We start from the raw sequence: 23879 nt of genomic DNA on the forward strand, positions 1-23879 counted from the left end.
TGGAAGAGGCAGCTGTCCTGGCGATGGCGCAGGAAGGCGAGCCACGGCTCGATGACGAGCCGGTAGCGCGCCATGCCGCCGTTGCTCGAGACGCACTCGGCCTGGGTCACGTGGCCGTGGAAGGGGCGCAGGTCGGTGCGGCTCTGGGCGGTCTGCAGGTCCAGGCGCACGCCCTGGCCGATCAGGGTCTTGAGTTCGATGTGCGCGTCGTCGCTCAGCGCGGTGAGTTCGAAGCGGAAGCCGCCGTCATCCAGGGACTCCACGCCATCGAGATGTTCAGCAAGCAGCTTGTTCTCGCCCAAGGGCGTGTGCAGCACCAGCAGCCTGTCGCGCTGCGAAGTACCCGCACGCATCTGCGCGCCGAGTGAAGCCGAATTGAAGTTCGTCATGTCTCTGGTTCTCCCGTTGACCCGAACCGCCGCAGCGCCTAGGTGATCCTGTAGCGGAACTCGCCGCTCTTCGCGCAGCTCGCCTTGATCTTCGCGAGCGGCGTCTCGTCCGCCATGCGCGTGAGCACCGCTTCCGCGATCTCGGGCAGCAGCGTTCCGTTCAGGATGTGATCGACGTTGCGCGCGCCCGAATCCACTTCGGTGCAGCGCGCGAGCACGGCCTCCACCAGCGCGTCGTCCCACTCGAACACCGCCTTGTGGTTGGTCGCGATGCGGTCGCGGATGCGGCCCAGCTTGAGCGCGATGATCTGCTCGAGCACCGCATCGGTGATCGGATAGAACGGCGCCACCTTCATGCGGCCGAGAAAAGCCGGCTTGAAGGCCTTCATGAGCACGGGGCGCAGCGCCTCGGCCAGCGCGTCGGGCGCGGGGCGCTCGTCGTCGGCCTTGTTGAGGCACGCCTGCATGATCTGCGACGAACCGATGTTCGAGGTGAGGATGATCAGCGTGTTGCGAAAGTCGATCTCGCGGCCCTCGGCGTCGTCCATCATCCCTTTGTCGAACACCTGGAAGAACATCTCCAGCACGTCGGGGTGCGCCTTCTCGACTTCGTCGAGCAGCACCACGCTGTAGGGCTGGCGGCGCACGGCTTCGGTCAGCACGCCGCCTTCGCCGTAACCCACATAGCCTGGCGGCGAGCCCTTCAGGCCCGAGACGCTGTGCGCCTCCTGGTACTCGCTCATGTTGATGGTGATGAGCTTCTTCTCGCCGCCGTAGAGGATGTCGGCCAGCGCGAGCGCGGTCTCGGTCTTGCCCACGCCCGAAGGGCCGACGAACATGAACACGCCGCGGGGCTTGTTGGGGTCTTCCAGTCGCGCGCTCGCGGTGCGCACGCGCTGGGCGACGGCGGCGAGTGCGTGATCCTGTCCGATCACGCGTTCGGCCAGCAGCGTGTCGAGGGCGCGCACGGTCTTGATCTCGTCCTTGACCATGCGGCCGAGCGGCACGCCGGTCCAGGCCGAAACGATCTCGGCGACGACATGGCCGTCGACCTGCAGCGGCACCATCGGCGTGGTGCCTTGCAGCGCGCGCAGTTCGGCGAGCAGGGCATCGAGCTGATCGCGTTCGGGGTCGGCGGCGGCAACGGTTTTCTTGCGACCCGCGGCGCGGGCGGGCGTGGCCTTCTCCGCGACCACGGGCGCCTCTGCGGACTCGGCCTCTGCAGCCGACGTGTCGCGTTGCGCGCGCAGTGCGCGGATGCGTTCGACCAGCGCGTTCTCTTCGGCCAGGCGTTGCTGGCTCGCGGCCAGCTCGGCCTGCAGCGCGGCCTTCTGCTCGGCCAGTTCGGCCAGTCGCGCTTCATGGCGTCCGCCGGCCGCGGTGTCGCGCACCAGCGCGGCGCTCTCGGCCTCGATGCGTTCGAGGCCGCGATGGGCTTCCTCGATGAGTGCCGGCGTCGCGCTCTGGCCGAGCGCCACTTTCGCGCACGCGGTGTCGAGCACGCTCACCGCCTTGTCGGGCAGTTGGCGGCCGCTGATGTAGCGGTGCGACAGGCGCACGGCCTCAGTAATCGCTTCGTCGAGCACGCGGATGTTGAAGTGCTTCTCCATCAGCGGCACCATGCCGCGCAGCATGGCGGCGGCCAGCGTCTCGCTGGGCTCCTCGACCTTCACGACCTGGAAGCGCCGCGCGAGCGCCGCGTCCTTCTCGAAGTATTTCTTGTACTCGCCCCACGTGGTGGCGGCGATGGTGCGCAGCTCGCCGCGCGCGAGCGCGGGCTTGAGCAGGTTGGCCGCATCGCTCTGCCCGGCCTGGCCGCCCGCGCCGATCATGGTGTGGGCCTCGTCGATGAAGAGCACGATCGGATGCGGGCTCTTCTTCACTTCGGCGATCACGTTCTTCAGGCGGTTCTCGAACTCGCCCTTCACGCTCGCGCCGGCCTGCAGGAGGCCCATGTCGAGCGTGTGCAGCGCCACGGCGCGCAGCGACTCGGGCACGTCCTGCGCGGCGATGCGCAGCGCGAGCCCCTCGACCACCGCCGTCTTGCCCACGCCGGCCTCGCCGGTGAGGATGGGGTTGTTCTGGCGGCGGCGCATCAGGATGTCGATGACCTGGCGGATCTCCGTGTCGCGGCCGATCACCGGGTCGAGCGCGCCGTCTTTCGCGCGCTGCGTGAGGTTGGTGGTGAACTGGTCGAGGGCGGGCGTCTTGCCCGGCGTTGCGGGGGCCAGCGGGTCGGCCGCCGGTTGCGGCGCATCGCCTTCAGCAGCAGCACCCGATGCGCCGGCTTCGGCCGCTTCGCTCGAACCATCGGTGAGCTTGTCGAAATCGTGCTTCAGGTCTTCGAGGCGGATCTTCGCGAAGAGCGGCGAGCCGCGCTGCGCGAGCTGCGCGAGGTCCGGCTCGGTCAGGAGCGCGAGCAGCAGATGGCCCGAGCGGATCTGCGCCACATGCGCATCGAGCGAGGCCAGCAGCCACGCCTGCTGGAACAGCTGCTGCAGGTGCTGCGAGAACACGGGCGTGCGCGTATTGCCGTTCTTGAAGGTCTGGATCTCGCGCTCCAGGTCCGACTGGATCGCGGTGGCACTGATGCGGTTGGCGCGCAGCACGCGCGCGAGGTCGTTGTCGGTCTGCTCCAGCAGGGCCAGGAACAGGTGCTCCAGGTCCACTTCGTAGTGGCCGTTGGCCAGGCACAGGTTGGCCGCGCGCTGCGTGGCCATGCGTGCGCTGGCGTTGAGCTTGGTGATCAGTGTTTTCAGCGATGTGCTCATGAACGGTGGTTGTCTTCTGTCGGTCTCTTCGTTGAAAGGTCGCTGCTGCTACTGCAGGGGCTGGAGTTCGTATTGGGTGTCGCTGCGATCGCTCTCGGCTTCGCCGGTGGCGATGAAGCTGTCCCAGCCGAGATGGCTGCCGCCGCCATCGCTCAGTTGCACGGCGGCAACTTCCTCGCGCGCGAGGATCAGGCGCACCTCGTACTCGCAGGTCACGCCGGCGAGCAGTGCCAGCATTTTTTCGAGCGCCTTCGCATGCGCGCGGCCCGGAAAGAATTCGCGCAGCGCGCTGCGCTTGAGCGGACCGATCCACAGGCGGATGCGCAGGTCGCGCTGCCAGATGCGTTCGCCCGCCATCGCGTTCTGCCCGAGGCTCACATTGCCTTCGCCCAGGCGCGAGCGCTGCTGCACGGGCATGTCGTACCACTTGCCCAGGAACTGCTCGATGCGGATGTTGCTGCGGAAGTAGTCCGACAACACGCGCTGCAGGTAGGCGGCTGACATCGGCCGGTGGCGCACCGCGGCGGCATAGCCGGCCACGGTTTCGTCGAACACCGTGCCCGTGCCGTCGGTGAGCGGATCGCGCTGCGCCGTGTGCTCGAGCCCCGCCATCGACAGCAGCACCGGCAGGTAGGCGCGGCTGCGCTCGTGCTCGTAGTGCAGCGGCAGGCGGTACTTGCGCCAGGCCGCGTAGAAGAGCGCGGTGGCGCGGTTGGTGAACACGTCGAGGAACGCGCGCGCCGAGCTGTCGCGCAGATGCTGCTCGCGACGCATCAGCATCTCGGTGTAGACGATGGGCAAGGCGCCCGACACGCCGAGCATGCCGAAGGAGGCGGGCGTGAGCTCGATGCGGCCCAGGCCGTGACCGTCTTCGGCCTGCGCCGGCGGCTCGCACAGCTCGGCGCTCGACACCAACTGGCCCACCGCATCGCGCACCGCCAGCGCCTCGATCTCGCTGGGCGGGAAGGTGAGGCTCACCGAGCTGCGAAAGCGCAGCCAGCGCGGCACCATGCGCTCGCCGGGCACCAGGCGATGGTGCACGTCGCGCTCCTGCCGCTTGAGCAGCACGAGCTCGAGCAACCGCACCGCCTGGAAGAACTCGAAGCGGTACGGTTCGCGCAGCAGCCGGTCGGCTACAGCAGGATCGATTCGCCGCTGCGGGGTTTGCATCGCACCAGCTCCTCCTTGTCGCGCGCCGAAACGATCACCAGCTGGGTGAAGCTGTTCAGGTGCACATAGAGACCGAAGAAATGATCCATCACGCGCGCGAAGGCCTGCAGGCTGCTGCCGACGAAGCCGGCCTCGTCGACCGTGAGCTTGAGTTCGATGCCGCGCACGAAGGTGGCGAAGGGCTTGCCCGGCAGCCACTGCGTGGTGGCCTGCTGGTCGATGCCGGTGATGGCTTCGATCTGCCGTGCCGACACGGCCGAGCGGCCGAGGTCGTACAGGCGCAGCATCTCTTTGAGCGCCGGCAGTCCGCTGGTGGCCAGCGACAGGTGGTTGAGCGACAGGTGCGACACCAGCCGCCACTGCACACCCTTGCCGCGCGGCATGCGCAGCGTCTGCGTCGGCCGGCGCAGCATGCGGATCGAGCGCGCCACCGAGTTGCCCTCGATGAAGAGGTCGCCGCCCGGCAGGCCGAAAGCCAGCGAATGCGGCAGGTCGCGGTTGGTGCAGGTGAGGTCGATGCTCAGCGTTTCGGTTTGCGGCAGCGAGGGCTGGAAGTCGATGTCGACGATCGAGAGCTCGGTCTCGTAGCCCGGGCTGCGTTGCGCCACCAGCTCGTTGCGACGCGCGAACCAGTAGTGCTCGGCCTCCTTCGGATGCTCGCCGTGGTGCAGCGAGTAGAACGGCCGGAACTCGACGTAGGCATCGCCCTCGGCGGTCTGCTTCACGAGCTTGACCGAGTCGATGCTGTAGACCTCGAAGCCGAAGGCCCGGCGCGCATCGGCCACCACCGGGTACGCGGCCGCTGCGTGCGTGACGCGGATCGGATCGCTGCGCTGCTTGAAGAGGTTGATGACGGGCGTGCAGCCCAGGCGCAGGTTGCGGCTGGAAACGCCTTCGAGCAGCCGCGCCGTGGGCGAATCGGCACGCACGCCGGTCATCACCAGGTGCAGCGTGATCGAGCGGCACGAGCCGATGTGGCGCAGCGCGTTCGCCAGGTCGATGTCGACGAAGTTGAACTTCTCGGGGAATGCGAAGTACTCGCTCAGCAGGCGGTAGGCCGGGTGCGAGCGCGGCGGCAGCTCGATGAGCGCATCGGCCTCGTCGAAACCGACCGGGTGCAGCGCCTCGCCCTGCACCTGCGTCCATTTGCCGCTGCGCTCGGGCTCCACGAAGACGGCGGCCGTCTTCAGGAAGATGGCATCGGCCAGCGCGGTGGCGAGCGATGGCTCGGCATCGATGAAGGTGCGCAGGCGCGCCATGGTGAGCGCGAGCGTGCCGAGCGACTTCTGTTCACCCGTGGCTTCGAGCGTGATCGAGAGGCATCCCGTGGCGTTGCGCGGCAACGAGGCATGCGCGGGCGCATTGACCACCGAATGGAACACCACGTTGGACACCTGCACGGCTGCCAGCGTCACGTCGTAGACGCTGCGAAAGCGGCACGCACCGCCGCGCACCGGCTGCGAAGTGAGCTCGGTGCCGCGCGAAATGGTGACCGGCTTGCTCAGCTTTGCGAGCGCCGCGCCGCCGGCATCGAACTGCGCGATCGAGCAGGAAGGAAAGGGCCGCAGGTAGTGCGGGTACAGCACCTCGAGCAGCGCTTCGGTGAGCTCGGGGTAGTCGTCGTCCAGCTTCTTGCTGATGCGGGCGGTGAGCAGCGCGAACGACTGGATCATCCGCTCGACGTGCGGGTCCTCGCTGCTGTCGGCGGAGATGGCCAGGCGCGCCGCGATCTTTGGGTAGCCCTTGGCGAACTCCTGCGAGTAGCCGCGCAGAAAGGCGAGCTCTCGTTCGTAGAAGGGCAGCAACTCGTCCATGGTTTCCTAAGCGGCGGTGCGGCTCTTGCCGGTGCCGCGTGTGATCGAGTACTGCAGCGTGGTCGGCTGCAGCATCGCGTCGAAGTTCACCGGCTCGGCGAGCTCGGGCAGCACGAGCAGGGCGGTGATTCCGAAATAAAGCATGTTGGTACTGGTCTGGCCATCGACCTCGAGCGACACGGCAACGTCGCGCAGCCGCGACTCGTGGCGGGCGATGGCCTGCTCCAGCGAGCGGCAGATGAACGAGCGGTCGTAATGGCTCGCAAGGCTCAGGCCCGAGAAATCGCTCAGGCCGTAGGTCATGACGGAACGCCGGCACTCGGGAAACGACTCGAGCTTCGCGTCATTGAAGACCATGCGCGTATTGAGCAGGGATTCGAGATCGCGCGCGACCATGTTCTTGACCTCTTCGAGCGACAGGTGCCTGAGCACCGGCGATGCCGGCCCGCGCCAGTCGTCATCGAAGAGTTTGTCGAGCAAGCCCGGTTCGAATCCATTCATGGGTCTCTCGCCTCGTGCTTTGGATATCGGGCAAGGGCGCCGCGCATCGTGGGCGCGGCGCCAAAAAGAAACCGCGGCCTCGCGCCGCGGTCGACATTGCCCGAAGGGCGTCAGACCGAGTAGGTCTTGTCGTTCTTGGTGAGGCTCCAGGCGCCTTGCGAGTTGCCGCCCTGGTTGCCGCCGATCTTCTGCTGCGTGTACTTCCACTGCACGGCGGCGTACTTCAGCGAGAAGGTCTCGCTCGGCACGCTGGCCACGTCGGTACTCACGACCTTCGGGTTCACGCTGGCGATCAGCACGTACTTGAGCTTGATCTCCATGTACTGCACGCGCTTGCCTTCGCCGTCGGCGCGGTAGAACTGCACCGTCACCTCGTCGAAGGTGGTGCCGCCCGAAGCGTGCTGATACAGCAGCGGGCTCACCACGTCCATGTCCTTGGTGAAGATCATTTCGCCGTGCTCGCAACGCTCGGCGGTGTGGCCGCCGGCGGTCGATGCGGTGGCCGAACGCGGCTGCACGATGCTGTGCTGCCACGAGCTCACTTCGACCCAGTCCTTGTGGTCCTTGTCCTGCGACTCGCCGTTGATGGCAGGGCTGCCGAACTTGACGTAGATATCTTTCATGTTTCTTCCCCTTCTTGATTGATTGAATTGACAGTTAACGTGTTGATGCGCGGCCCCTCGGCCGCGCTTCCGATCCGCCTTCTTCTTACTTATTCACTGACTTCGGCAGATCGGCGACCAAGCGCAGTGAAATCGACAGCTCATCCAGTTGAAAGTGCGGGCGCAGGAAGGCGACCGCACGGTAGACACCAGGCCGGCCGGGCACTTCGCCCACCTGGATCGACGCTTCCCGCAGGGGGAATTGCGCCTTCTGTTCCTGCGTCGCGTTGTCGTCGAGCAGCACGTACTGCGCGATCCAGCGGTTGAGGAACTGTTCGACGTTGTGTGCCGAGGCAAAGCTGCCGATCTTGTCGCGCATCATGGCCTTGAGGTAGTGCGCGATACGGGACACGGAGAAGATGTACTGCAGCTGCGCCGAGAGCACCGCGTTGGCGTTGGCGCTGTCGGTGTTGTACTTCTTGGGCTTCTGCAGCGACTGCGCACCGAAGAAGGCCGCGTAGTCGGAGTTCTTGCAGTGCACGAGCGGAATGAAGCCCAGGTCGCTCAGCTCCTTCTCGCGCCGGTCGGTGATGGCGATCTCGGTCGGGCACTTGAGGGCGATCTCGCCTTCGTCGGTCTTGAAGGTGTGCGTGGGCAGGTCTTCGACCAGGCCGCCGCCTTCCACGCCGCGGATCGCGGCGCACCAGCCGAAGTCGTCGAAAGCAGCCGTCAGGCGCGTGGCGAACGCCCAGGCGGCGTTGCACCAGAGGTACTTGGAGTGGTCGGTGCCGTCGACGTCTTCCACGAAATTGAAGCTGTCGACCACCGTGCCTTCGCGCGGGTGGTAGGGCAGGCGGCCGAGGAAGCGGGGCAGCGTGAGGCCTACGTAGCGCGAGTCTTCCGAATCGCGGAACGACTTCCACTTGGCGTATTCGACGGTGTCGAAAACCTTGGCCATGTCGCGCGGCTTGCCCAGGTCGTCGAAGCTCTCCAGGCCCAGCAGCTCGGGCGACGCCGCGCCGATGAAGGGCGCGTGGGCGGCAGCGGCCACGTGCGCCATCTGGTCGAGGAAGTACATGTCTTCCGGCTGACGGGTGACGGCGAAGTCGCCGACCAGCGCACCGAAGGGCGCGCCGCCGAAGGTGCCGAATTCTTCTTCGTAGACCTTCTTGAACATCGCGCTCTGGTCGAACTCGACGGCGGCCTTGAAGTCGCGGATCAGGTCGCGCTTGGTGGCGTTGATGACCTTGATCTTGAGCATCGTGCCGGTGGGCGTTTCCTTCACGAGGTATTCGAGGCCGCGCCAGGTGCTCTCGAGCTTCTGGAACTCGGGCGCGTGCATCACGGCGCTGAGCTGCGCGGAAATGAGCGCGTCCAGGTCTGCCACGCGGGCGTCGATCATGGCCGAGACGTTGTCCGAGACGATCACCGAGCCTTCGAGCACCTGGCTGACCAGTTCGCCGATGAGGTCCTTGGCGCGGGTGTGCTCGGCGTCGGACTTGGCGACCTTGCTTTTCTCGACGATCTGGTCGAGCAGGTCGACCGAAGCCTCTGGCGAGGCGGCACCGCTCGATGCCGAAAGTGCTTGCGCAGTCATGTTCAGCTTCCGTCCTTCTTGCCGGCGTCCTGCCCCAGGCGCTGGAGTTGCTCGGTGTTGTTCAGCACGTCGGCCAGCAGGTCTTCGAGCTTGCTGTTGCCGGCCATCTTGTTGCGCAGGTCCGCCAGCTTGGTGCGCGCTTCGAGCAGGCGCTTGAGCGGCTCGATTTGGTCGACCACGGCCTCGGGCGAGAAGGCATCCATCGAATTGAAGGTGAGATCGACGCCGAAGGTGCCGCCGCGCTGGTCGAGCTTGTTCTCCACCTGGTAGGCCGCGCGCGGGGCCAGGCCCTTCATGACGTCGTCCAGGTTGTCGCGGTCGACATTGACGAACTTGCGGTCCTTCAGCTTGGGCTGCTCGACCTCGGACTGGCCTGCCAGGTCGGCGACCACGCCAACGACGAACGGCAATTCCTTTTTCTCGATGGCGTCGCCGAGTTCCACGTCGTACGTGAGTTGCACACGCGGCGGGCGCACTTTCTGAAGGCGCTTTTGCACACTCTGTCTTTTGGTCGCCATGACTTCAATACCTTCCGAATAGGACTGCGAGACGAATTACTACTTTTGTGCGTCTTATTGCGGGTGCGCACACATTTCAATTAATACTTTGGTTCAGAAAACCAAATCAATACATCAAAAAGATTTACTTGAGCGCATCAAACGGATTGGCGCTTCCCCCCGCGCGCGGCGCAGCGGCAGGTGCGGGCGCCGGACGCGCCGCCGGTGCAGGTGCCGGGCGTGCTGCAGCAACCGGGGTGGGCTGCGAAGCAGTCGACGTCGAGGCCGAGGGTGCTGGCGCAGGGGCCGGATTGGCTGCCACGGGACGGCGCACAGGCGGCTTGGCGTCGGAGCCGGTCGGCACCAGCACCGAAAGGCCGAGGGTTTCGCGCAGCAGCGCGGCGAGCCGGTAGGCGTCGGCATTGACGTCGCCGCTCAGGGTGCTGTCCTTGCCCAGGTCCTCGATGGAGCGGGCTGCCAGACGGAGGCCGCCCACGGCGGTGATGCTCTTGGCCTGGCGGCTGGTGGGGTCGCGACGCAGCGTTTCCTCGGCGGACGAGATGGCAAGGCTGTAGCGGCCCTCGTTGAAGTAGATCTGCGCGATGCGCGACCACGGCTCACCACGGGTCGGGTTGTCGGTGGCGATCTTCTGGTACTGGCGGATGGCGGCGGACTTGTCGCCGGTGGCTGCGGCTGCAGCGGCGTCGGCTTCCGCCAGGCTCTTGTTGAAGGCCTCGGCGGATTGCGCCACCGCGGCGTCTGGTGTGGTGGTGCAGCCCGACAAGAAGCTGGTGGCTGCGATGGCACCAGCAATCATCGTGCAAGTCATGTACTTTCGAATCAACACAATCCCTCCGCTTGGATCTGACTTTTTTTGGCGGGTCGCAACCATTCAATACGTTGCGGCCAATGGACAATACACGATACTACATATTGGTTTCCGTTTGAATAACTAAAGTCACGTAACCCAAACTGCTTAATTGCGAAACCAAAGGGCTAATTATTTAAGCCTAATGACAACCAATTGATTGCAGTTACATCAGCAGTCCTAATGAAATTACCAGTCACGATTAGCGCGCTGCTGATGACGCTGATGCTCGTCGGATGCAGCTCTCCAGCCCTCACGATCGCCAACATCGCCCTGGAGGCGAGCGGCCTGAAGAAACCGGAGTTGCCCGAGTCGCAGAAGCCGCCGCGCAAGGTGTCGATGTCGATCGCGGCGGGCAAGAACCTCAACGCCGACAGCCGCAACCGCCCGCTTGCCGTGGTGGTACGCATCTACAAGCTGAAGGAAACCACGGGCTTCTACCAGTCGTCGTTCGATGCCTTCGTCACGCCCGGACGCGACAAGACGCAGTTGGGCGACGACCTTGTCGAGAGCCGCGAGATCACGCTCATTCCCGACCAGCAATACACCTGGACCGAGACGGTGCCGCGCACCGCCAACGCGGTGGGTGTGGTGGTGCTGTTCCATTCGCCCGATGCCCAGCGCTGGCGCTTCGCCTTCAACGCCGCGGACGCGGAAAAAACCGGCATCGTGATGGGCGCCCATGCCTGCGCGCTCACCGTCACACAGGGTGCGGTGGTCGGCCAGCAGAATGCGCAAGGCGGCGCAGCGACCGGCAACGCGCTCAACCTGCTGGGCCCGGTGACCTGCCGGCCCTCGCCGGCCTGATCCGCCTGACGTGCTTGTCCACGAGCAAACTACGATGCGATACTGCCGAAAAATCAAGGGGAGCTGATCCGACGTGAGCTATGCCGCCAAGGTCCTCTGGGGGGAGGGCCTGTTCCTACGCCCCCAGCATTTCCAGCGCCAGGACGCGTACCACGAGGCACGCCTGCGTGCCACGGCGCAGACGCTGCATCCGTACTTCTGGGGTGTGCGCTCCATCAGCTTCGACCTGGACGCGCTCGCGAGCGGCATGCTCCGCGCCTCGCAGCTGTCGCTGGTGTTCCCCGACGGCGAGCCCTACTCGGCGCCGCAGGCCGACGCGCTGCCACCGCCCATCTCGCTCGATACGCTCAACCCGGGCCAGAACGAGATCACCTTCTACCTGGTGCTGCATCCGGTGAAGGAGCTGGGCAAGAACTACACCGACCCCAACGAAGAAGGCTTCGCCGCGCGCTACACCAGCGACGCGACGCAGTCGCTCGACCTCTACACGAACGCGGTGAGCGCCGAGGTGGTGTTCCTGCGCAAGAGCGTGAAGCTCCTGGCCGACACCGAGCCGCGCGAGCAGTTCGTGTCGATCCCGGTGATCCGCATCCGCCGCACCGCCGCGGGCGGCTTCGAGATCGATCGCAGCTTCGTGCCGCCGTGCACCTCCATCGATGCCTCGGCCACCATCTTCCAGCAACTGCGGCGGCTGCTCGACGTGCTGCAGGCCAAGGTCAACTCGCTCTACGGCATTCACCGCGAGCCGAGCAAGAACATCATCGAATTCCGTTCGGGCGACATCGCCTCGTTCTGGCTGCTGCACACGGCCAACTCGGCATTCGCGTCGCTTTCGCACCTGTTCCATCACCCGTCGCTGCATCCGGAGCGGCTGTTCCAGGAACTGCTGAGCCTGGCCGGCGCGCTGATGACCTTCGCGAAGACCTATTCGCTCAACGACCTGCCGGTGTACGACCACGAGAAGCCCGGCCCCGCCTTCGCCGAACTCGACCGCATCGTGCGCGACCTGCTCGACACGGTGATCTCGACACGCTACTTCGCGATCGCGCTCACCGAGACGCGCAACGCCTTCTACCTCGGGCGCCTCGATTCCGGAAAGATCGACGAGAAGACCGTGTTCTACATGTCGGTCACCGCGAGCATGCCGGCCGCCGAGCTGGCCGAGGCGGTGCCGCAGCGCTTCAAGATCGGCGCGCCCGAAGACGTCGACAAGCTGGTGCTTTCTGCCATGCCGGGTGTGCGCATCGTCTACGCGCCGCAGGTGCCGCCGGCGATTCCGATCCGCGCGGGTGCCTGCTATTTCTCCATCGACAGCAAGAGCCAGCTGTACGACCGCATGCTGCAGGCGCAGAGCGTCACCATCTACGCGCCGGCCGGCATCCCCGACATGCAGCTCGAACTGATCGCCGTGACCGGCTGATCTTCTGATCGCAATGAACACCACCATCAACAAGGCCCCTTCCCTGCTCGGCGCCGACGCGCCCGCCGCGTCGTTCACGCCCGCGGGCGCCGCCCCCGACGCCGACGCGAGCCTGCTGGACCTGCTGTACGACGGCTTCGTGATGCTGTTCCTCTTGAAGAAGAAGCAGCAGCCCGCCACCACCGAGCAGTTCCTCGCCGGCATCCGCAACTACCTGGGCGAGTTCGAGCGCAACGCGCGCAAGCTCGATGCCACGGCCGAGCAGATCCATGCGGCAAAGTACGCCTTCTGCGCGACCATCGACGAGTTCGTGCTCTCGGCGCCCGAGTTCGCGATCCGTTCCGAGTGGGAGCGCCGGCCGCTGCAGCTCACGCTGTTCGGCGACCAATTGGCCGGCGAGAACTTCTTCCAGATGCTCGAGGTCGAGCGGGCGCATGGCGCCGCGCGCATCCAGACGCTCGAGGTGTTCTATATGTGCCTGCTGCTGGGCTTCCAGGGCAAGTACGCCATCGACGGCACCGAGAAGCTGGCCTACCTCACCGCGCGCGTGGGCGACGAGATCGCCAACGCCCGCGGCAAGCGCACGCCGTTCGCGCCGCACTGGCCGCTGCCCGACCTGATCTCGCATTCACTCAAGCGCGAGGCGCCGCAGTGGGTGGTGGCCGCGCTGTTCGCACTCATCGGGCTGCTCGGCTTCATCGGCCTGTCGGCCCACATCGGCAGCACGACGCAAGGCACGCTCGCGAGCTACCAGGACATCGTGAAGCTCGGCCCGCGCCAGGCCAACCTGACCATCTCGCTGCCATGACGACGCGGCTCGACCTGCCGGCCTTGCTGGCCCCGATCTCGGAAGCCTCGCCCTGCGGCGAGGACATGCTGTTCTCGCGGCAGTTCGACGCCATTCAAGAGGCGCGCAAGCACGACGATCCGTCGCTCGAACAGGGCGAGTGGGTCATCGAGCTGAAGGAAGCCAACTGGCCCTTCGTGATTTCCGAGTGCGAGAAGCTGCTGCGCGAATCCACCAAGGACCTGCGACTGGCCGTGTGGCTCACCGATGCGCTGGCCAGCCAGCGCGGCTTCGAGGGTTTGGCAGACGGCTACCGCCTGCTCACCGGCCTGTGCCAGCAGTACTGGGACCAGCTGCATCCGCTGCCCGAGGGCGGCGACATCGAGATGCGCGTGGGCAACGTCACCTGGCTGATCGGGCGCTCGGTCGAGTTGCTGCAGCGCGCCCCCATCGTGAGCGATGCCAACACCGGCTACAGCGCGCTGGTCTGGGAGACCGCGCTTGCGCTCGACCAGAGCATCCGCCGCACGCCGGCGCAGGCCGACGAGCTGCAGCGCAACAAGGTGACAGTCGAGCAGTTCGATCGCATCCGCCGCGCCACGCCGGCGAAGTTCCTGCAGAAGACGCACCGCGACGTGCAGGCCTGCGAACAAGCATTGGCCGAGTTCGAAGCCGTGTTCGACGAACGCACTGCCTCCAATGGTCCGAGCTTTCGCGCCGCCAGGGATGCGGCCGCGGCCATCCGCCAGACGGTCGAGCGCTTCGCGCGCGAAGCCGGCGTGCCGATGGACAGCGGGGCACCGGCAGCGCCCGCAGCGGCGCCGGCCACAGGTACGCCCGCACCCTCGCGCATCGAGCCTGTGTTCGATGCGGTGGTGCCGCATCACGCGCCGGCAGCAGCGCCCGCCGCGCTGCCGCCCGGTATCCACAGCCGCGCGCAGGCCATCGCCCAACTCAAGGAAGTGGCGGCGTATTTCGAGAAGACCGAGCCTTCGAGCCCCGCCGCCTACATGGCGAACAAGGCCGCGCGCTGGGCCGACATGCCGCTGCACGCGTGGCTGCGCAACGTGATCAAGAACGAGCAAGAACTGGCCCAACTGGTGGACCTGCTCGACCTGCCCAAGAACGACGACGAGTCGCGCTGAGAGAAGAGAGGCTGCGGCCTGCGCGCGCAGGCCTGCTCTTCTCGGATCTTCAAGCGCTCAGGTGCGCCCGACCCGGAACTCGATGCGCCGGTTGCGCGAGCGGCCTTCGTCGGTCGCGTTGTTCGCCACCGGCTGGTCCGGCCCGACGCCCGAGGTCGTGAGCGTCATCGGATCGATTCCCTTGCCCACCAGGTAGCCCTTCACCGCCTCGGCGCGCGACTGGCTCAGCGCCAGGTTCGACGCCCGGCTGCCGGCGTTGTCGGTGTGGCCGATGACCGCCACCGACTTGTTCGTGAGCTTCTGCAGGATCGGCGCCATCTCGTCCAGGATGTCGCGGCCCTTGCGCGTGAGCGTGGCGCTGCCCAGTTCGAACTCGATGGTGCGGTTGGCCAGCGCCTGGTCGACCGTGATCTGCTCCGACACCGGCACGCGCAGGCTGTTCTTGATGGTGTAGGTCGGGTTGAGCGAATTCGCCATGTCGCTCACGATCTTCTGGCGCAGCGCCTCGTTGCCGACCTCGCCGCTCAACGCCATCTGCGTGCCCTCGATCTGGAACTGGCCGCGGTGGATGTCCTTGAGCGCGGGCGTGATCAGCCGCTGCACGTTGGCAGCCCAGTTGGCCGGCATGCTCACGGTGTTCACCACCTCGATCTTGTCGATGACACCGCTCGGGCCATAGATGCGGCGCAGCGCCTCGATGACCGCGACGCGCGTGGCCTCGTCGGGCACCTGCCCGCCGGCCACGACCTGCTCGCCCTTGGCGCCGGCAGCGGGCGTGGTTTCGACCAGGGCGCCAGGGGCGCCCGCTGTCTGGGCCTGCACGGCGCCGGCGAATGCGAGGCCCAGGGTCAACGACAGAACGCGCAAATAACTTTTCATGACCGTGTCATTCCCCGATGAAGACTTCGCGAAAAGCCGTGAGCACGATGTCCAGCGGCAGCTGCGGCTGGTCGAGGTAGCTCACCAGCTTGAACATCGCGTAGTTGCTGTGGATGGTGTCCTCGACCCACTCCGGGTTGTCGATGTCGATGTTGTGCTCGGTGTAGACCTGCGGATGCAGCACGCTCTGCAGGCTGCGCGGCGACAGGCCGTTGAAGCCGATCACCAGCCGCGAGCGGCCGTCGATCTCGGTGGCCATCAGCACCAGCTCGAAATCGGCCTTGGCGAGGAACTGCGACACCAGCTCGAGCCAGAACGTGGCGATCAGCGAGCGGTCGATCGGGTCGCGCGGAAGTGGCAGCGTGAGCCCTTTTTCAAGGTGCGACACCGCGCTGGCCATCACCGGCTGCAGCAGGAGACCCAGAGCCAGGATCGCGCGGCGCAGCGACACCTTGTGGCCGTCGAAGTTGAGCATCTGTTCGATGCGCAGCAAGCTCGTATCGCGCGTGAAGGCCGCGTAGGTGGCACGCGAGGCCGACTTCTTGAAGCCCGTCTCGATGGCCGGATCGAGCGCCTCGAAGCGCTTCAGTTCGCTGTCGAGGTCGGTGCCCTCGGCCAGTGCATTGACCTGCACCGCCATGCGGTCCCAGTACGGGCCGATGAGCATCGGCGCGCCGCGCATGAAGTCGAGCGCCTCGTCGACCTCCACCGAGGTGGCCGCCAGGAACGGATAGCGGCGCGACGACTCGTCGCGGCTCGTCTTCAGGTGGCCCGCAATGGCCACGCGGCTGCGCGAGCCGAGGCAGACGAAATGGATCGGCGCCGCGTTGTCGTAGATGATCTTCCAGCGCGGGTCTTCCGACAGCATCTCCATGGTCTGCGACAGCCAGTTGTCGAACACCTTGATGAGCTGCGGGTTGTAGAGCCCCTTCACGAAGTCGCCACGGCCGGGCAACTTGCCGAAGTAGCACAGCTGTTGTGCCTGCAATGCGCTCATTTGCCGACTCCCTGTGCCGGTGCTGTTGTCGTTGTCGTCGCCGTTGGTGGCGCCTGTGTCCGCGATGCCGCGGGGATGCCGATTTCCGCCACCGACGAAGGCAGCACGGTGCCGCGCAATCCCTTGCCCTGCGGCGAGTCGCCGCCCGAACCGCCCGACTGCGTGTTCTGGATCACGCGCAACTTGACGGTCACGCTCGCGTTGTCGCGCGCCCAGGTGAGCTCGAAGCTGCCGTCGGGCAACTTCGTGCGCTGGGCCGTGCTGAGCAGCCGCTCCAGCCCGAAGTTGCCCGGCTCGTTGATGAGCTCGACGGTGCGCCCGTCGAAGGTGACGGCGGTGATTCGCGCACCCGGCGTGCCCTGCGCGTTGGGCCAGACGAAGTTGGACCACTGCGGCGGCGTGTTGCGGTAGCGCAGCTGCTGGCCGTCGATTTCCACCATGTATTCGGTGAGGCCCGAGACCGGTTGCGGCAGGATCTGGAACAGCGTTTGCGGTTGCGCGGCCCCCCCGCCTCCGCTGGCCGCGGCACCGGAAAGCGGCGCCACCCATTGCGAGAAGCCGTTCACGAAATCGGGGCTCAGCGTGAGTCCCTGGTCGCCCCAGGCGCGTGGCGAGAGCAGGTCGCCGCGGCGGATGACCAGCGAGCCCAGCGTCGTCGTCACGAACTTGCCGATGGCGCCTTCGGGTCCGAAGAACTGCGCGATCTCCGCCGGCGAGGCTTCGATCTTGGCGCCCGTGGCGAACGGGTACTTGGTCGCGAGCGACTGCTGGAACGGCTGGTGCACCTGCGCGCTCCAGATCTTGTTGACCTCCACCGCCGTCGGCTGGATCGTCACCGCATAGGCCTGCAACAGCGGCCGCACCAGCAGGGGCCGGAGGGCCTGGCGCTGCGAGGCGTCCATGCCCGTGAGCATCTGCTCGTCGACGTACTTGAGCGCATCGGCCAGCTCGGAGCCGTTGCCCTCCAGCGTCTGCTGCATGAGCTGGCGCGCACCCGGTCCGGGGTCGCCCTGGTTCTTGATCTGGTTGAAGCGACCGCGCAGCTTGGACAGCGTGGCGAGGTAGCCGCGCAAGAGCGAGGTGTTGTCGCGCTCGACCACCAGGCGCGCGACGCCCGCGAACTCGCGGCCGATCGGGCCCATCGGGATCTCGGTGCGGGTGCCGCTCGCGTCGATGTTCACGTTGACCTGCGAGGGCGTGGCGCGGCTGAAGAGGTTCTTGAACCAGCTGAGCGCACCGGTGCGCGCCTGCTGCAGGCCGGCGTTGACCAGCGAGGGGTTGTCCCACGAGGTCTGGTCGTAGACGGTGTCGAAGACCTTGCGGATCGGCGAGTTCTGCGGATCGCCCAAGAGGTTCATCGCCACCACGGCCTGCTCGAAGCTGCCCATGTCCTTGACCGCGATGCCCTGCAGGAAACGCTGCCACTCCTTGGCGTACTCCAGCTTGTACATGGTGGCGAGCGTCTTGCGGATCTGCTCGGGGCTGCCTTCGAGCGTCAGGTCGTCGTTGCCCGCAACGTTGAGCACCCAGTCCTTGCTCGATGTTTCCTTGTTGGCCGCATCTCGGATCGCGTCGTCCACGTACTGCTGCCAGGCCTCGCGCGTGAACGCGCCGGAGATGGCGACGCTGCCGGCGATGGTGCCTTCACTCTCCGCACCCGCCGTCGCACCCAGGATGCGCGCCACCGTCATCGGCGCAAAGCGCGTGGAGGCGCGCGCCTTGATCTCGGCGTAGACCCGTTCGCGCGCCGGCATGCCGCGCACCACGCGGCGCAGGTTGTCGCGCGTCTGCTCGACCAGTGCGAGGTTGGTGTCGGCCAGCGCAGGCCAGTTGTCGTCGCCCACGCGGCGCAGGTAGAAGGTGATCATGCGCTCGGCATCGCGGATGACCGCCGCGCGCGGCATGTCGCCGCGGTTGCTTTCGAGCCAGCCGCGCCAGAAGCGCGAAATCTGGTCGGTCAGGTGTGCGGTCTCCACCTGCCGCTTGTCGGAAAGCATGAGGTAGGTCTTGAGCGCGTTGTAGGCGTCCTGCACATCGGCCGGCGACGAACCCGCATACAGACCACCGCTCTCAGCGGCCGGCGGCGCTGCCGGCGTGGCGGCCGAGACCGCGACCGGCGCTGCGGGATTGCCCGCCGCATCGGCGCGCTTCAAACGTTCCGGATGCGCGTTGACCTCGCGCAGGAACGCCTGCAGGTTGTCGGACACCGGTGCCAGCATCAGTTGCTTGACGCCGCCGTAATACTCCGCGACGAGCTTGTCTTCGAGCTGGTTGCCCTGGTAGAGACCGAGGGAGAGCGACAGCGGCCGGTCGTTGCGGAATTTCTCGAGCTGCTCGATGCGGTCCTGCAGGATGCCCAGCGCCTCGAAGCGCGTGCGCAGCCCGTTGTCGCTGGCCTGCAGTTTGACCACCTTGTCGAGGTCGGCCTGCACGTTCTCCACCAGTTGCCGGTTGCCGAGGTACGACCAGGTCCATCCGCCGAGCAGCAGCCCCAGCACGGCGACGAAAGCAAAGAAGCTCACATAGCGCACACGCGCCTTCACCGGGCTGGAGAACTGCCGCACCGTCTTCTTGTCGGCAAAGATCACCTTGGAGAACAGGTCGCGCAGGAAGAACCCGTTCTGCGAATAGATTTCCTTGGACTTGGTGGCCGCGTTGTTCAGCGTGAGCCCGAAGCGCTTGGCGATGCGCTCGGTCGAGAGGCTGCGCATCGTGCCCTCTTGCAATGCGCTGGTGAAGTAGAAGCCCCGGAACACCGGCTTGTGCTGGAACGGATTGCTCTCGAACAGCGTGGCCAGAAAGGCGCGCAGCGCGGGCTTGATGGCTGCGAACTCGAGCGGAAAGATCAGGAGCTCGGGCGACGGATCGCTGCCGCGGTGGCTCGCGAAGTGCGAGACGCTGATTTCCTTCAGGCCCAGGTAGAGCTCGTCGAAGCGCTTGTCGAACAGCGCCACCGCATCCTGCTTCTCGTCGCCGTCATAGGGCAGCGAGGCACCCCACACCCGGTCGCGCTCCATCTTGTCGCTGTCGCCGAAGAACTCCGCAAAGCCGGTGATCAGGTCGGCCTTGGTGAACATCACGTAGACCGGCGCGAACACTTCGAGCCGCTCGGTCAGCTCCTGCATGCGCTGGCGCAGGTTCTTGGCGAGCTGGATCGCGAAGTCGGGCCGGCTGCCGATCAGCTCGGGAATGCTCGCCGTGATGATGATCCCGTTGATCGGCGCCTTCGGCCGGTACTTCTTGAGCAGGTCGAGAAAGCCGAACCACTCCTTGCGGTCTTCCTGGTGAATGGAATAGCGGCCCGCGGTATCGAGCACGATGCCTTCGGTGGTGAAGAACCAGTCGCAGTTGCGCGTGCCGCCGATGCCCTGGATCACCGCGTTGCCCTTGTCGGCAAACGGGAACTGCAGGCCCGAGTTCAGGATGGCGCTGCTCTTGCCCGCCGCCGGATTGCCGATGACCATGTACCAGGGCAATTCGTACAGCGCCTCGCTACCCGACATCTGGCCGATCTTGGAGGTCTTGATCGTCTTGACCGCCTCGACCATGCGCCCGCGCAGTTCGTCGATCTCGGCCTTGCGCTCGGGGTCGCTGTCGCGCACGGCGGCATCGGCCTGGTCTTCGAGCATGTCGCCCAGCTTGCGGTTGGCCGCGCGGGTGCGCATGCGCCGGATGAACCACACGAGCAGCCACAGGAGCAGCAGCACGACGAAGATGCCGACGGCCCAGATCGCGCCGATCTCGAGCGTCTGCGCGCCGATCAGGAGGAACGCGCCGAGCGCGATGGCACCGATCACCGAGAGGGTGCGCGGATCGGCCAGGAAACTGAAGAATCGCCGCATAGATGTTTCTGGAATCGGTCCGGTTTAAGTAGCTTGTGGCACGGGGCTCGGGGGGCTCGCCGGGCCGGCCAGCATGGCCGTCCGGGCGCGCGCGTCCTGCACGGAAAGCGCGAGCACGTGCCGTGAATCTCGCACGGCAAGGTGACACGCGAGTGCCACGGCGGTCATGTCCGCCGCAGCCCCGAGATGACCCAGGCTCGCGCAGACGGAAAGGTTGTTTTCAAAAGGCACGTGCGGCAGCCGCTCCTGCACGAGCTTGGCCACTTCGGTGACACGGCTGGCACGGTGGTCCGCATCGGTCACGACCCAGTCGATGGTGTCGGGCTGCAGGGACGAAGCCGACAGCAGGCGCTGGGCGAAGAGATCGAGCAGGCTCGCGTCGGGCATGCGCGCGGTGTCGGCGGACTCGTCGCGCTGGCCGCTTGCGCTGCGCGAGAGCACCACGCCGTGCGGCTGCGCGAACGGCGCATCGCCGGCCCGAGCGAGCAGCAGGCCCGCGGCTGCTTCGCCGGGCACGCGGCCGTTGCGGCGTGCAGCGGAATGAAGCAGGCCTTCGGCCTCCCAGCGGGCGATGCACTCGTTGGAAATCGCGGAGTCGGCGGCCAATGCGATCCACAGCGCGGGCCGCTGTTCACGGTGGAGTGCGAGGTTGATGCGGTCGAGCAGCGCCATCGCGGAAACGCCGGCTTCGCTCTTGAAGCAGTCGACGGTCCAGTGCTGCGAGGGATCGGCCTCGCGTGCGAGTTGCTGCACCCATTGCGTGGCGATCGCGCGCTCGCCTTCACTCCATGCGCCCGGCAACAGCAGCGAGATGCACAGGTGCGGCGCGGCCACCGGGCCGGGGATGACTTCGCCGCTCGACACGAAACGCCCAGGCGCTCGCACCGACAGTGCATCGCCGGCATTCAGGATCGCATCGGTCGCCGAGGCCAGCAGCTCTTGCAGCACGTCGGACATCAAATGGATGGCACGCAGCCGGTCGTCGGTCAGCGCGTCGGCATCGAAGGCCTCCGGTGCGGGCCGCAGGGTCTCGCGCAGCTGCTCCCGAAGTTCGTACGCATCGAGACCGGCGACGCAGCCCGCGAGCAGAGGGAAGCCCTCGCCGTCCCGCAACTCGGGGACAAGCTCGGGGGCCTGCGCCTGGCCGACCGCGGTGGCTACCGCGTCGGCATCGTTGCCGCGCGGCGTGTGAAGACTGAATGCAAGCACCGCCATCTGAAGACGCTCCTGCGGCGCATCGGCAACTGCACCGGCGGTCGATGCGGCAGCACCCGTCGCAGCGGATGCACCGCGCGCCGCCGAAGGCAACGCAACGGCGGGCGGCGGGCTCGCGAAGATGCGGCGCAGCACGAGATAGAACACCACCAGCGCCAGCGGCAGCACGACGAGATAGAGCGCGATGTCGCTCGTGCTCGGCATGCGCGCCGTGTAGTTCCAGTAGACGACCACGATCACCCACACCGCGATGAACACGGCGGAGAACATGAGGGTGGGCTTGATCAGTCGCGCCAGCATCAAGGACTCGTCGATGCCTTTGTCACGCGGCGATGCACGCGGACGCGATGCCGCATGCCGTGCCTGCAGCCAACGAGGTGGCCTTGGTCATTCGGACGCAGAAGCGATCTGGCTGGACAGCAGCGTGCAGCCGCAGCGAGCCTTGTCGCCGTGCCGCGCAACGTACCGCCCGTCGAGCATGACGTAGCGGCTGCCGGTCACGATGGGATTGATGCCGTGGCCGGGCCGCGGACACGACACGAGGTCGCCGATGCGAGCCACGCGGCGCTCGTCGATGCTCGTGTTCTCGGATGCGGTGATCACGATGCCGCCGTGGTCGGTCTTGTCGTGCAGGACGATCCACGGACGATCGTTGTCCGCTGCGGGTTGATCCTCTTCCATTCGAACTCCCCCTTGCTTGCCTCGTTGGTTTGTCGATGCGACCGATGCCGTGCCGGCATTCAGTCGCGTGGCAATTTGAAACCGGGCTTGCGGTACTCCACGTGACCGTAGTCCTTGATTGAAGACCAACGACCACCCCACACAAGCCCCACGGACTCGGCCACCTCGCCATAAAGGCGGTAGCCCTCCATGGCCCACGGGTCTCTTTCCGAGATCACCAGCTTGCCATTGCGATAGAACGCATTGTCTGCCGCAAGTCCATATTGATGATAGCTTTGATTCGCCTTGGCGAGCGTCACCGTGCTGCCCAACGCAGCGAGTTTGGCTTGTCGTTCGGGGCTGCGATAACCCTCGAGCAAGGCGAGGTCGTAGCCATGTTTCTCTTTCATGATCTTGTAGACGAGCAGCAGGCGATTGCGAAAGTCCGCATCGAGCACGGCCCAGTCGCGACTGCCTTCCTTGGTGAGCGGACGGACCTGCTCCACCTCTGCCGTCGCGAAGATTTCAGGAGGCAACGCAGGCGGCGGCACGAGCTGCTCGCCCTTCAAGAGCGCCTCGATCTTGGGATCGCTCGTCGTGGCCCAGTCGTCGAAAAAGAGAACACGACCGGTTCCGAAGGCCACGCTCAGCACCACTGGAAGAATGAGTAGTCCCATGCCCGAGAGCAGCAGATAACGATGACGTACCGCGAAAGTACGCACACCCAAACCGCCATCGCGCACCAACTGAAAACTTGCTTCGGACACCAGACCCAATCGATGGCCGATCTTGATGAAAAAGACTGCAGTTGCAGTCGACAAATTGATCGTGGCCCGCAACACACGCTCACGAAAAGAAGGGAACAAGAAGATGGCAAGCGCAGCCACCATCAAGGCAAAATAACAAAAGAGAGCGAAGAAGATCAACGGTGTTCGGAAAGTGCAATTCATTGTATGAGTCGCACAACATTTCGAACCACTCGCACGCAACAACTGCATCCAAGTTGCAACGTTGCGTCGGTCACACCATAAGCCGCGGGGAGAAAAAACATGCCTGCTTTCGGGACCACCCATCCATGATGGGCGCGCCAGACGACAACAAGGGACGGCCGAGCCTGCTCGGCTCCAGCACTCCCGCCGCAGACGCATCGTCTGCGACAACACCCAGCGCGGAATCCACGCGCGTGCTCGCGCAACTCGGCGGCCGCGAGAGCGGCGCACGGTCCTTCTTCAAGCGACCAAGCGTATGGGCTTCACTCGCGCTGCTGATCGGCGTTGCGGGTGCCACGACCTATCAGCTGCAATCGAAACGCGCCGATGCATCGGTGAATATCGCGACCGCTGCGCCGGCGAAACCCGCACCGGCCGCAGAGGCCTCACCCGTTGTGCCGCCAGCGCCCGAGATACCCGCTCCCGCCAGTGCAGCGACACCCGCTGCCGCACCCGAACCGGCAACCGCACGCATCGTCGAGGGCGACACGTCCCCGCCTTCTCAACAACAGCAGCAACAGCAATCCACGCCGTTCGCTGCGATCGGCGCGCAGCCCATGGTCGTTCCGCCATCGGGCAAATCGGCGCGCGCCGCGGCCACAACAAATCCACCGCGCGCAGAGAAAACGACGACTGCTGCAGCCGCAAAGAAGCCAACGCACGTCGCTTCGTCGAAGCAGCCTGCGCGCACAGCCAACGGCAAGCCCGTGAAGACGGCCGCCAACACATCGAAGGCGACGCGGCGCGCCAACGACGCCGCGCAGGCGGCATCGCGTCCCAGCAAGCCGGATCCCGACACCGACCTGCTGACCGCCCTCCTCAAGCGCAGCAAGGCCCCGGACCCCGCACCGCAGCCATCGGCACTGGCCGAGGTCGCAGCGGATTGCAAGTCTGGCCAGCGATGCAAACCATGAGCCCCCGTGCCGACG

20 protein-coding genes are annotated in these 23879 nt (G+C 66.0%); 5 read left to right on the forward strand and 15 right to left on the reverse strand.

Annotated features, from left to right (window positions below):
- The 9 genes from J2W23_RS29945 to J2W23_RS29985 form a co-directional block, all read right to left on the reverse strand.
- On the reverse strand, positions 1-389 hold a 389-nt coding region (locus tag J2W23_RS29945), incomplete at its 3' end, for a contractile injection system protein, VgrG/Pvc8 family (protein WP_307651324.1).
- Between the two features lie 38 nt (positions 390-427).
- Positions 428-3160: a type VI secretion system ATPase TssH gene (gene tssH, locus J2W23_RS29950; protein ID WP_307651325.1), complete on the reverse strand. Its 2733-nt coding sequence runs from the start codon at positions 3158-3160 to the stop codon at positions 428-430.
- A gap of 48 nt (positions 3161-3208) precedes the next feature.
- Positions 3209-4330, reverse strand: a complete 1122-nt coding sequence (gene tssG, locus J2W23_RS29955) for a type VI secretion system baseplate subunit TssG (RefSeq protein WP_307651326.1) — start codon at positions 4328-4330, stop codon at positions 3209-3211.
- Positions 4294-6144, reverse strand: a complete 1851-nt coding sequence (tssF, locus tag J2W23_RS29960; protein ID WP_176661950.1) for a type VI secretion system baseplate subunit TssF — start codon at positions 6142-6144, stop codon at positions 4294-4296. Before tssF ends, tssG begins: the two co-directional genes overlap by 37 nt.
- Positions 6145-6150: 6 nt before the next feature.
- Positions 6151-6645: a type VI secretion system baseplate subunit TssE gene (gene tssE, locus J2W23_RS29965; protein WP_176661951.1), complete on the reverse strand. Its 495-nt coding sequence runs from the start codon at positions 6643-6645 to the stop codon at positions 6151-6153.
- A gap of 110 nt (positions 6646-6755) precedes the next feature.
- Positions 6756-7268: an Hcp family type VI secretion system effector gene (locus J2W23_RS29970; protein ID WP_176661952.1), complete on the reverse strand. Its 513-nt coding sequence runs from the start codon at positions 7266-7268 to the stop codon at positions 6756-6758.
- Positions 7269-7353: 85 nt separating this feature from the next.
- Positions 7354-8844 (reverse strand): type VI secretion system contractile sheath large subunit, encoded by a 1491-nt coding sequence (gene tssC, locus J2W23_RS29975; protein ID WP_013543889.1) that lies wholly within the window; start codon positions 8842-8844, stop codon positions 7354-7356.
- Between the two features lie 2 nt (positions 8845-8846).
- A complete protein-coding gene (gene tssB, locus J2W23_RS29980; protein WP_176661953.1) occupies positions 8847-9362 on the reverse strand; it encodes a type VI secretion system contractile sheath small subunit in 516 nt (171 codons plus the stop codon).
- A 124-nt stretch (positions 9363-9486) separates the two neighbouring features.
- Complete coding sequence (locus J2W23_RS29985) at positions 9487-10158, reverse strand: hypothetical protein (protein ID WP_307651327.1); 672 nt, start codon at positions 10156-10158, stop codon at positions 9487-9489.
- A gap of 234 nt (positions 10159-10392) precedes the next feature.
- Here J2W23_RS29985 and tssJ point away from each other — a divergent pair, with 234 nt between their 5' ends.
- From tssJ to tssA, 4 genes are all read left to right on the forward strand, one after another.
- Positions 10393-11016, forward strand: a complete 624-nt coding sequence (gene tssJ / locus J2W23_RS29990) for a type VI secretion system lipoprotein TssJ (protein ID WP_176661954.1) — start codon at positions 10393-10395, stop codon at positions 11014-11016.
- 73 nt (positions 11017-11089) lie between these two features.
- Entirely contained in the window at positions 11090-12436 is a 1347-nt protein-coding gene (tssK, locus tag J2W23_RS29995) for a type VI secretion system baseplate subunit TssK (RefSeq protein WP_176661955.1), read from the forward strand.
- 25 nt (positions 12437-12461) lie between these two features.
- On the forward strand, positions 12462-13244 hold the full coding sequence (gene icmH / locus J2W23_RS30000; RefSeq protein WP_176662000.1) for a type IVB secretion system protein IcmH/DotU: 783 nt from the start codon (positions 12462-12464) through the stop codon (positions 13242-13244).
- Positions 13241-14368 (forward strand): type VI secretion system protein TssA, encoded by a 1128-nt coding sequence (gene tssA, locus J2W23_RS30005; protein WP_176661956.1) that lies wholly within the window; start codon positions 13241-13243, stop codon positions 14366-14368. Before icmH ends, tssA begins: the two co-directional genes overlap by 4 nt.
- Positions 14369-14425: 57 nt before the next feature.
- Here tssA and J2W23_RS30010 read toward each other — a convergent pair whose 3' ends face one another.
- The 6 genes from J2W23_RS30010 to J2W23_RS30035 all read right to left on the reverse strand — a co-directional run bounded on the left by J2W23_RS30010 (position 14426) and on the right by J2W23_RS30035 (position 22887).
- The gene (locus tag J2W23_RS30010) at positions 14426-15247 is read right to left on the reverse strand and encodes an OmpA family protein (protein WP_307651328.1); all 822 of its coding nucleotides are present in this window, start codon (positions 15245-15247) and stop codon (positions 14426-14428) included.
- Positions 15248-15254: 7 nt separating this feature from the next.
- Positions 15255-16244 carry a type VI secretion system-associated protein TagF gene (gene tagF / locus J2W23_RS30015; protein ID WP_307651329.1) on the reverse strand — a complete coding sequence of 330 codons (990 nt, stop codon included), beginning with the start codon at positions 16242-16244 and terminating at the stop codon, positions 15255-15257.
- Positions 16241-20086, reverse strand: coding sequence for a type VI secretion system membrane subunit TssM (tssM, locus tag J2W23_RS30020; protein WP_176661959.1), 3846 nt, complete (start codon positions 20084-20086; stop codon positions 16241-16243). Before tssM ends, tagF begins: the two co-directional genes overlap by 4 nt.
- Positions 20087-20110: 24 nt before the next feature.
- Positions 20111-21601, reverse strand: coding sequence for a hypothetical protein (locus J2W23_RS30025; RefSeq protein ID WP_307651330.1), 1491 nt, complete (start codon positions 21599-21601; stop codon positions 20111-20113).
- 87 nt (positions 21602-21688) lie between these two features.
- Positions 21689-21982, reverse strand: a complete 294-nt coding sequence (locus J2W23_RS30030) for a PAAR domain-containing protein (RefSeq protein WP_176661961.1) — start codon at positions 21980-21982, stop codon at positions 21689-21691.
- 59 nt (positions 21983-22041) lie between these two features.
- The gene (locus tag J2W23_RS30035; protein ID WP_307651331.1) at positions 22042-22887 is read right to left on the reverse strand and encodes a M15 family metallopeptidase; all 846 of its coding nucleotides are present in this window, start codon (positions 22885-22887) and stop codon (positions 22042-22044) included.
- A 257-nt stretch (positions 22888-23144) separates the two neighbouring features.
- Between J2W23_RS30035 and J2W23_RS30040 the strand changes: the two genes are divergently transcribed.
- Positions 23145-23864, forward strand: a complete 720-nt coding sequence (locus J2W23_RS30040; RefSeq protein WP_307651332.1) for a hypothetical protein — start codon at positions 23145-23147, stop codon at positions 23862-23864.
- The last annotated feature ends 15 nt before the right edge of the window (positions 23865-23879 follow it).

Origin of the sequence: Variovorax boronicumulans, from assembly GCF_030812215.1 — a bacterium.
Classification (GTDB): Bacteria; Pseudomonadota; Gammaproteobacteria; order Burkholderiales; family Burkholderiaceae_C; genus Variovorax; species Variovorax boronicumulans_C.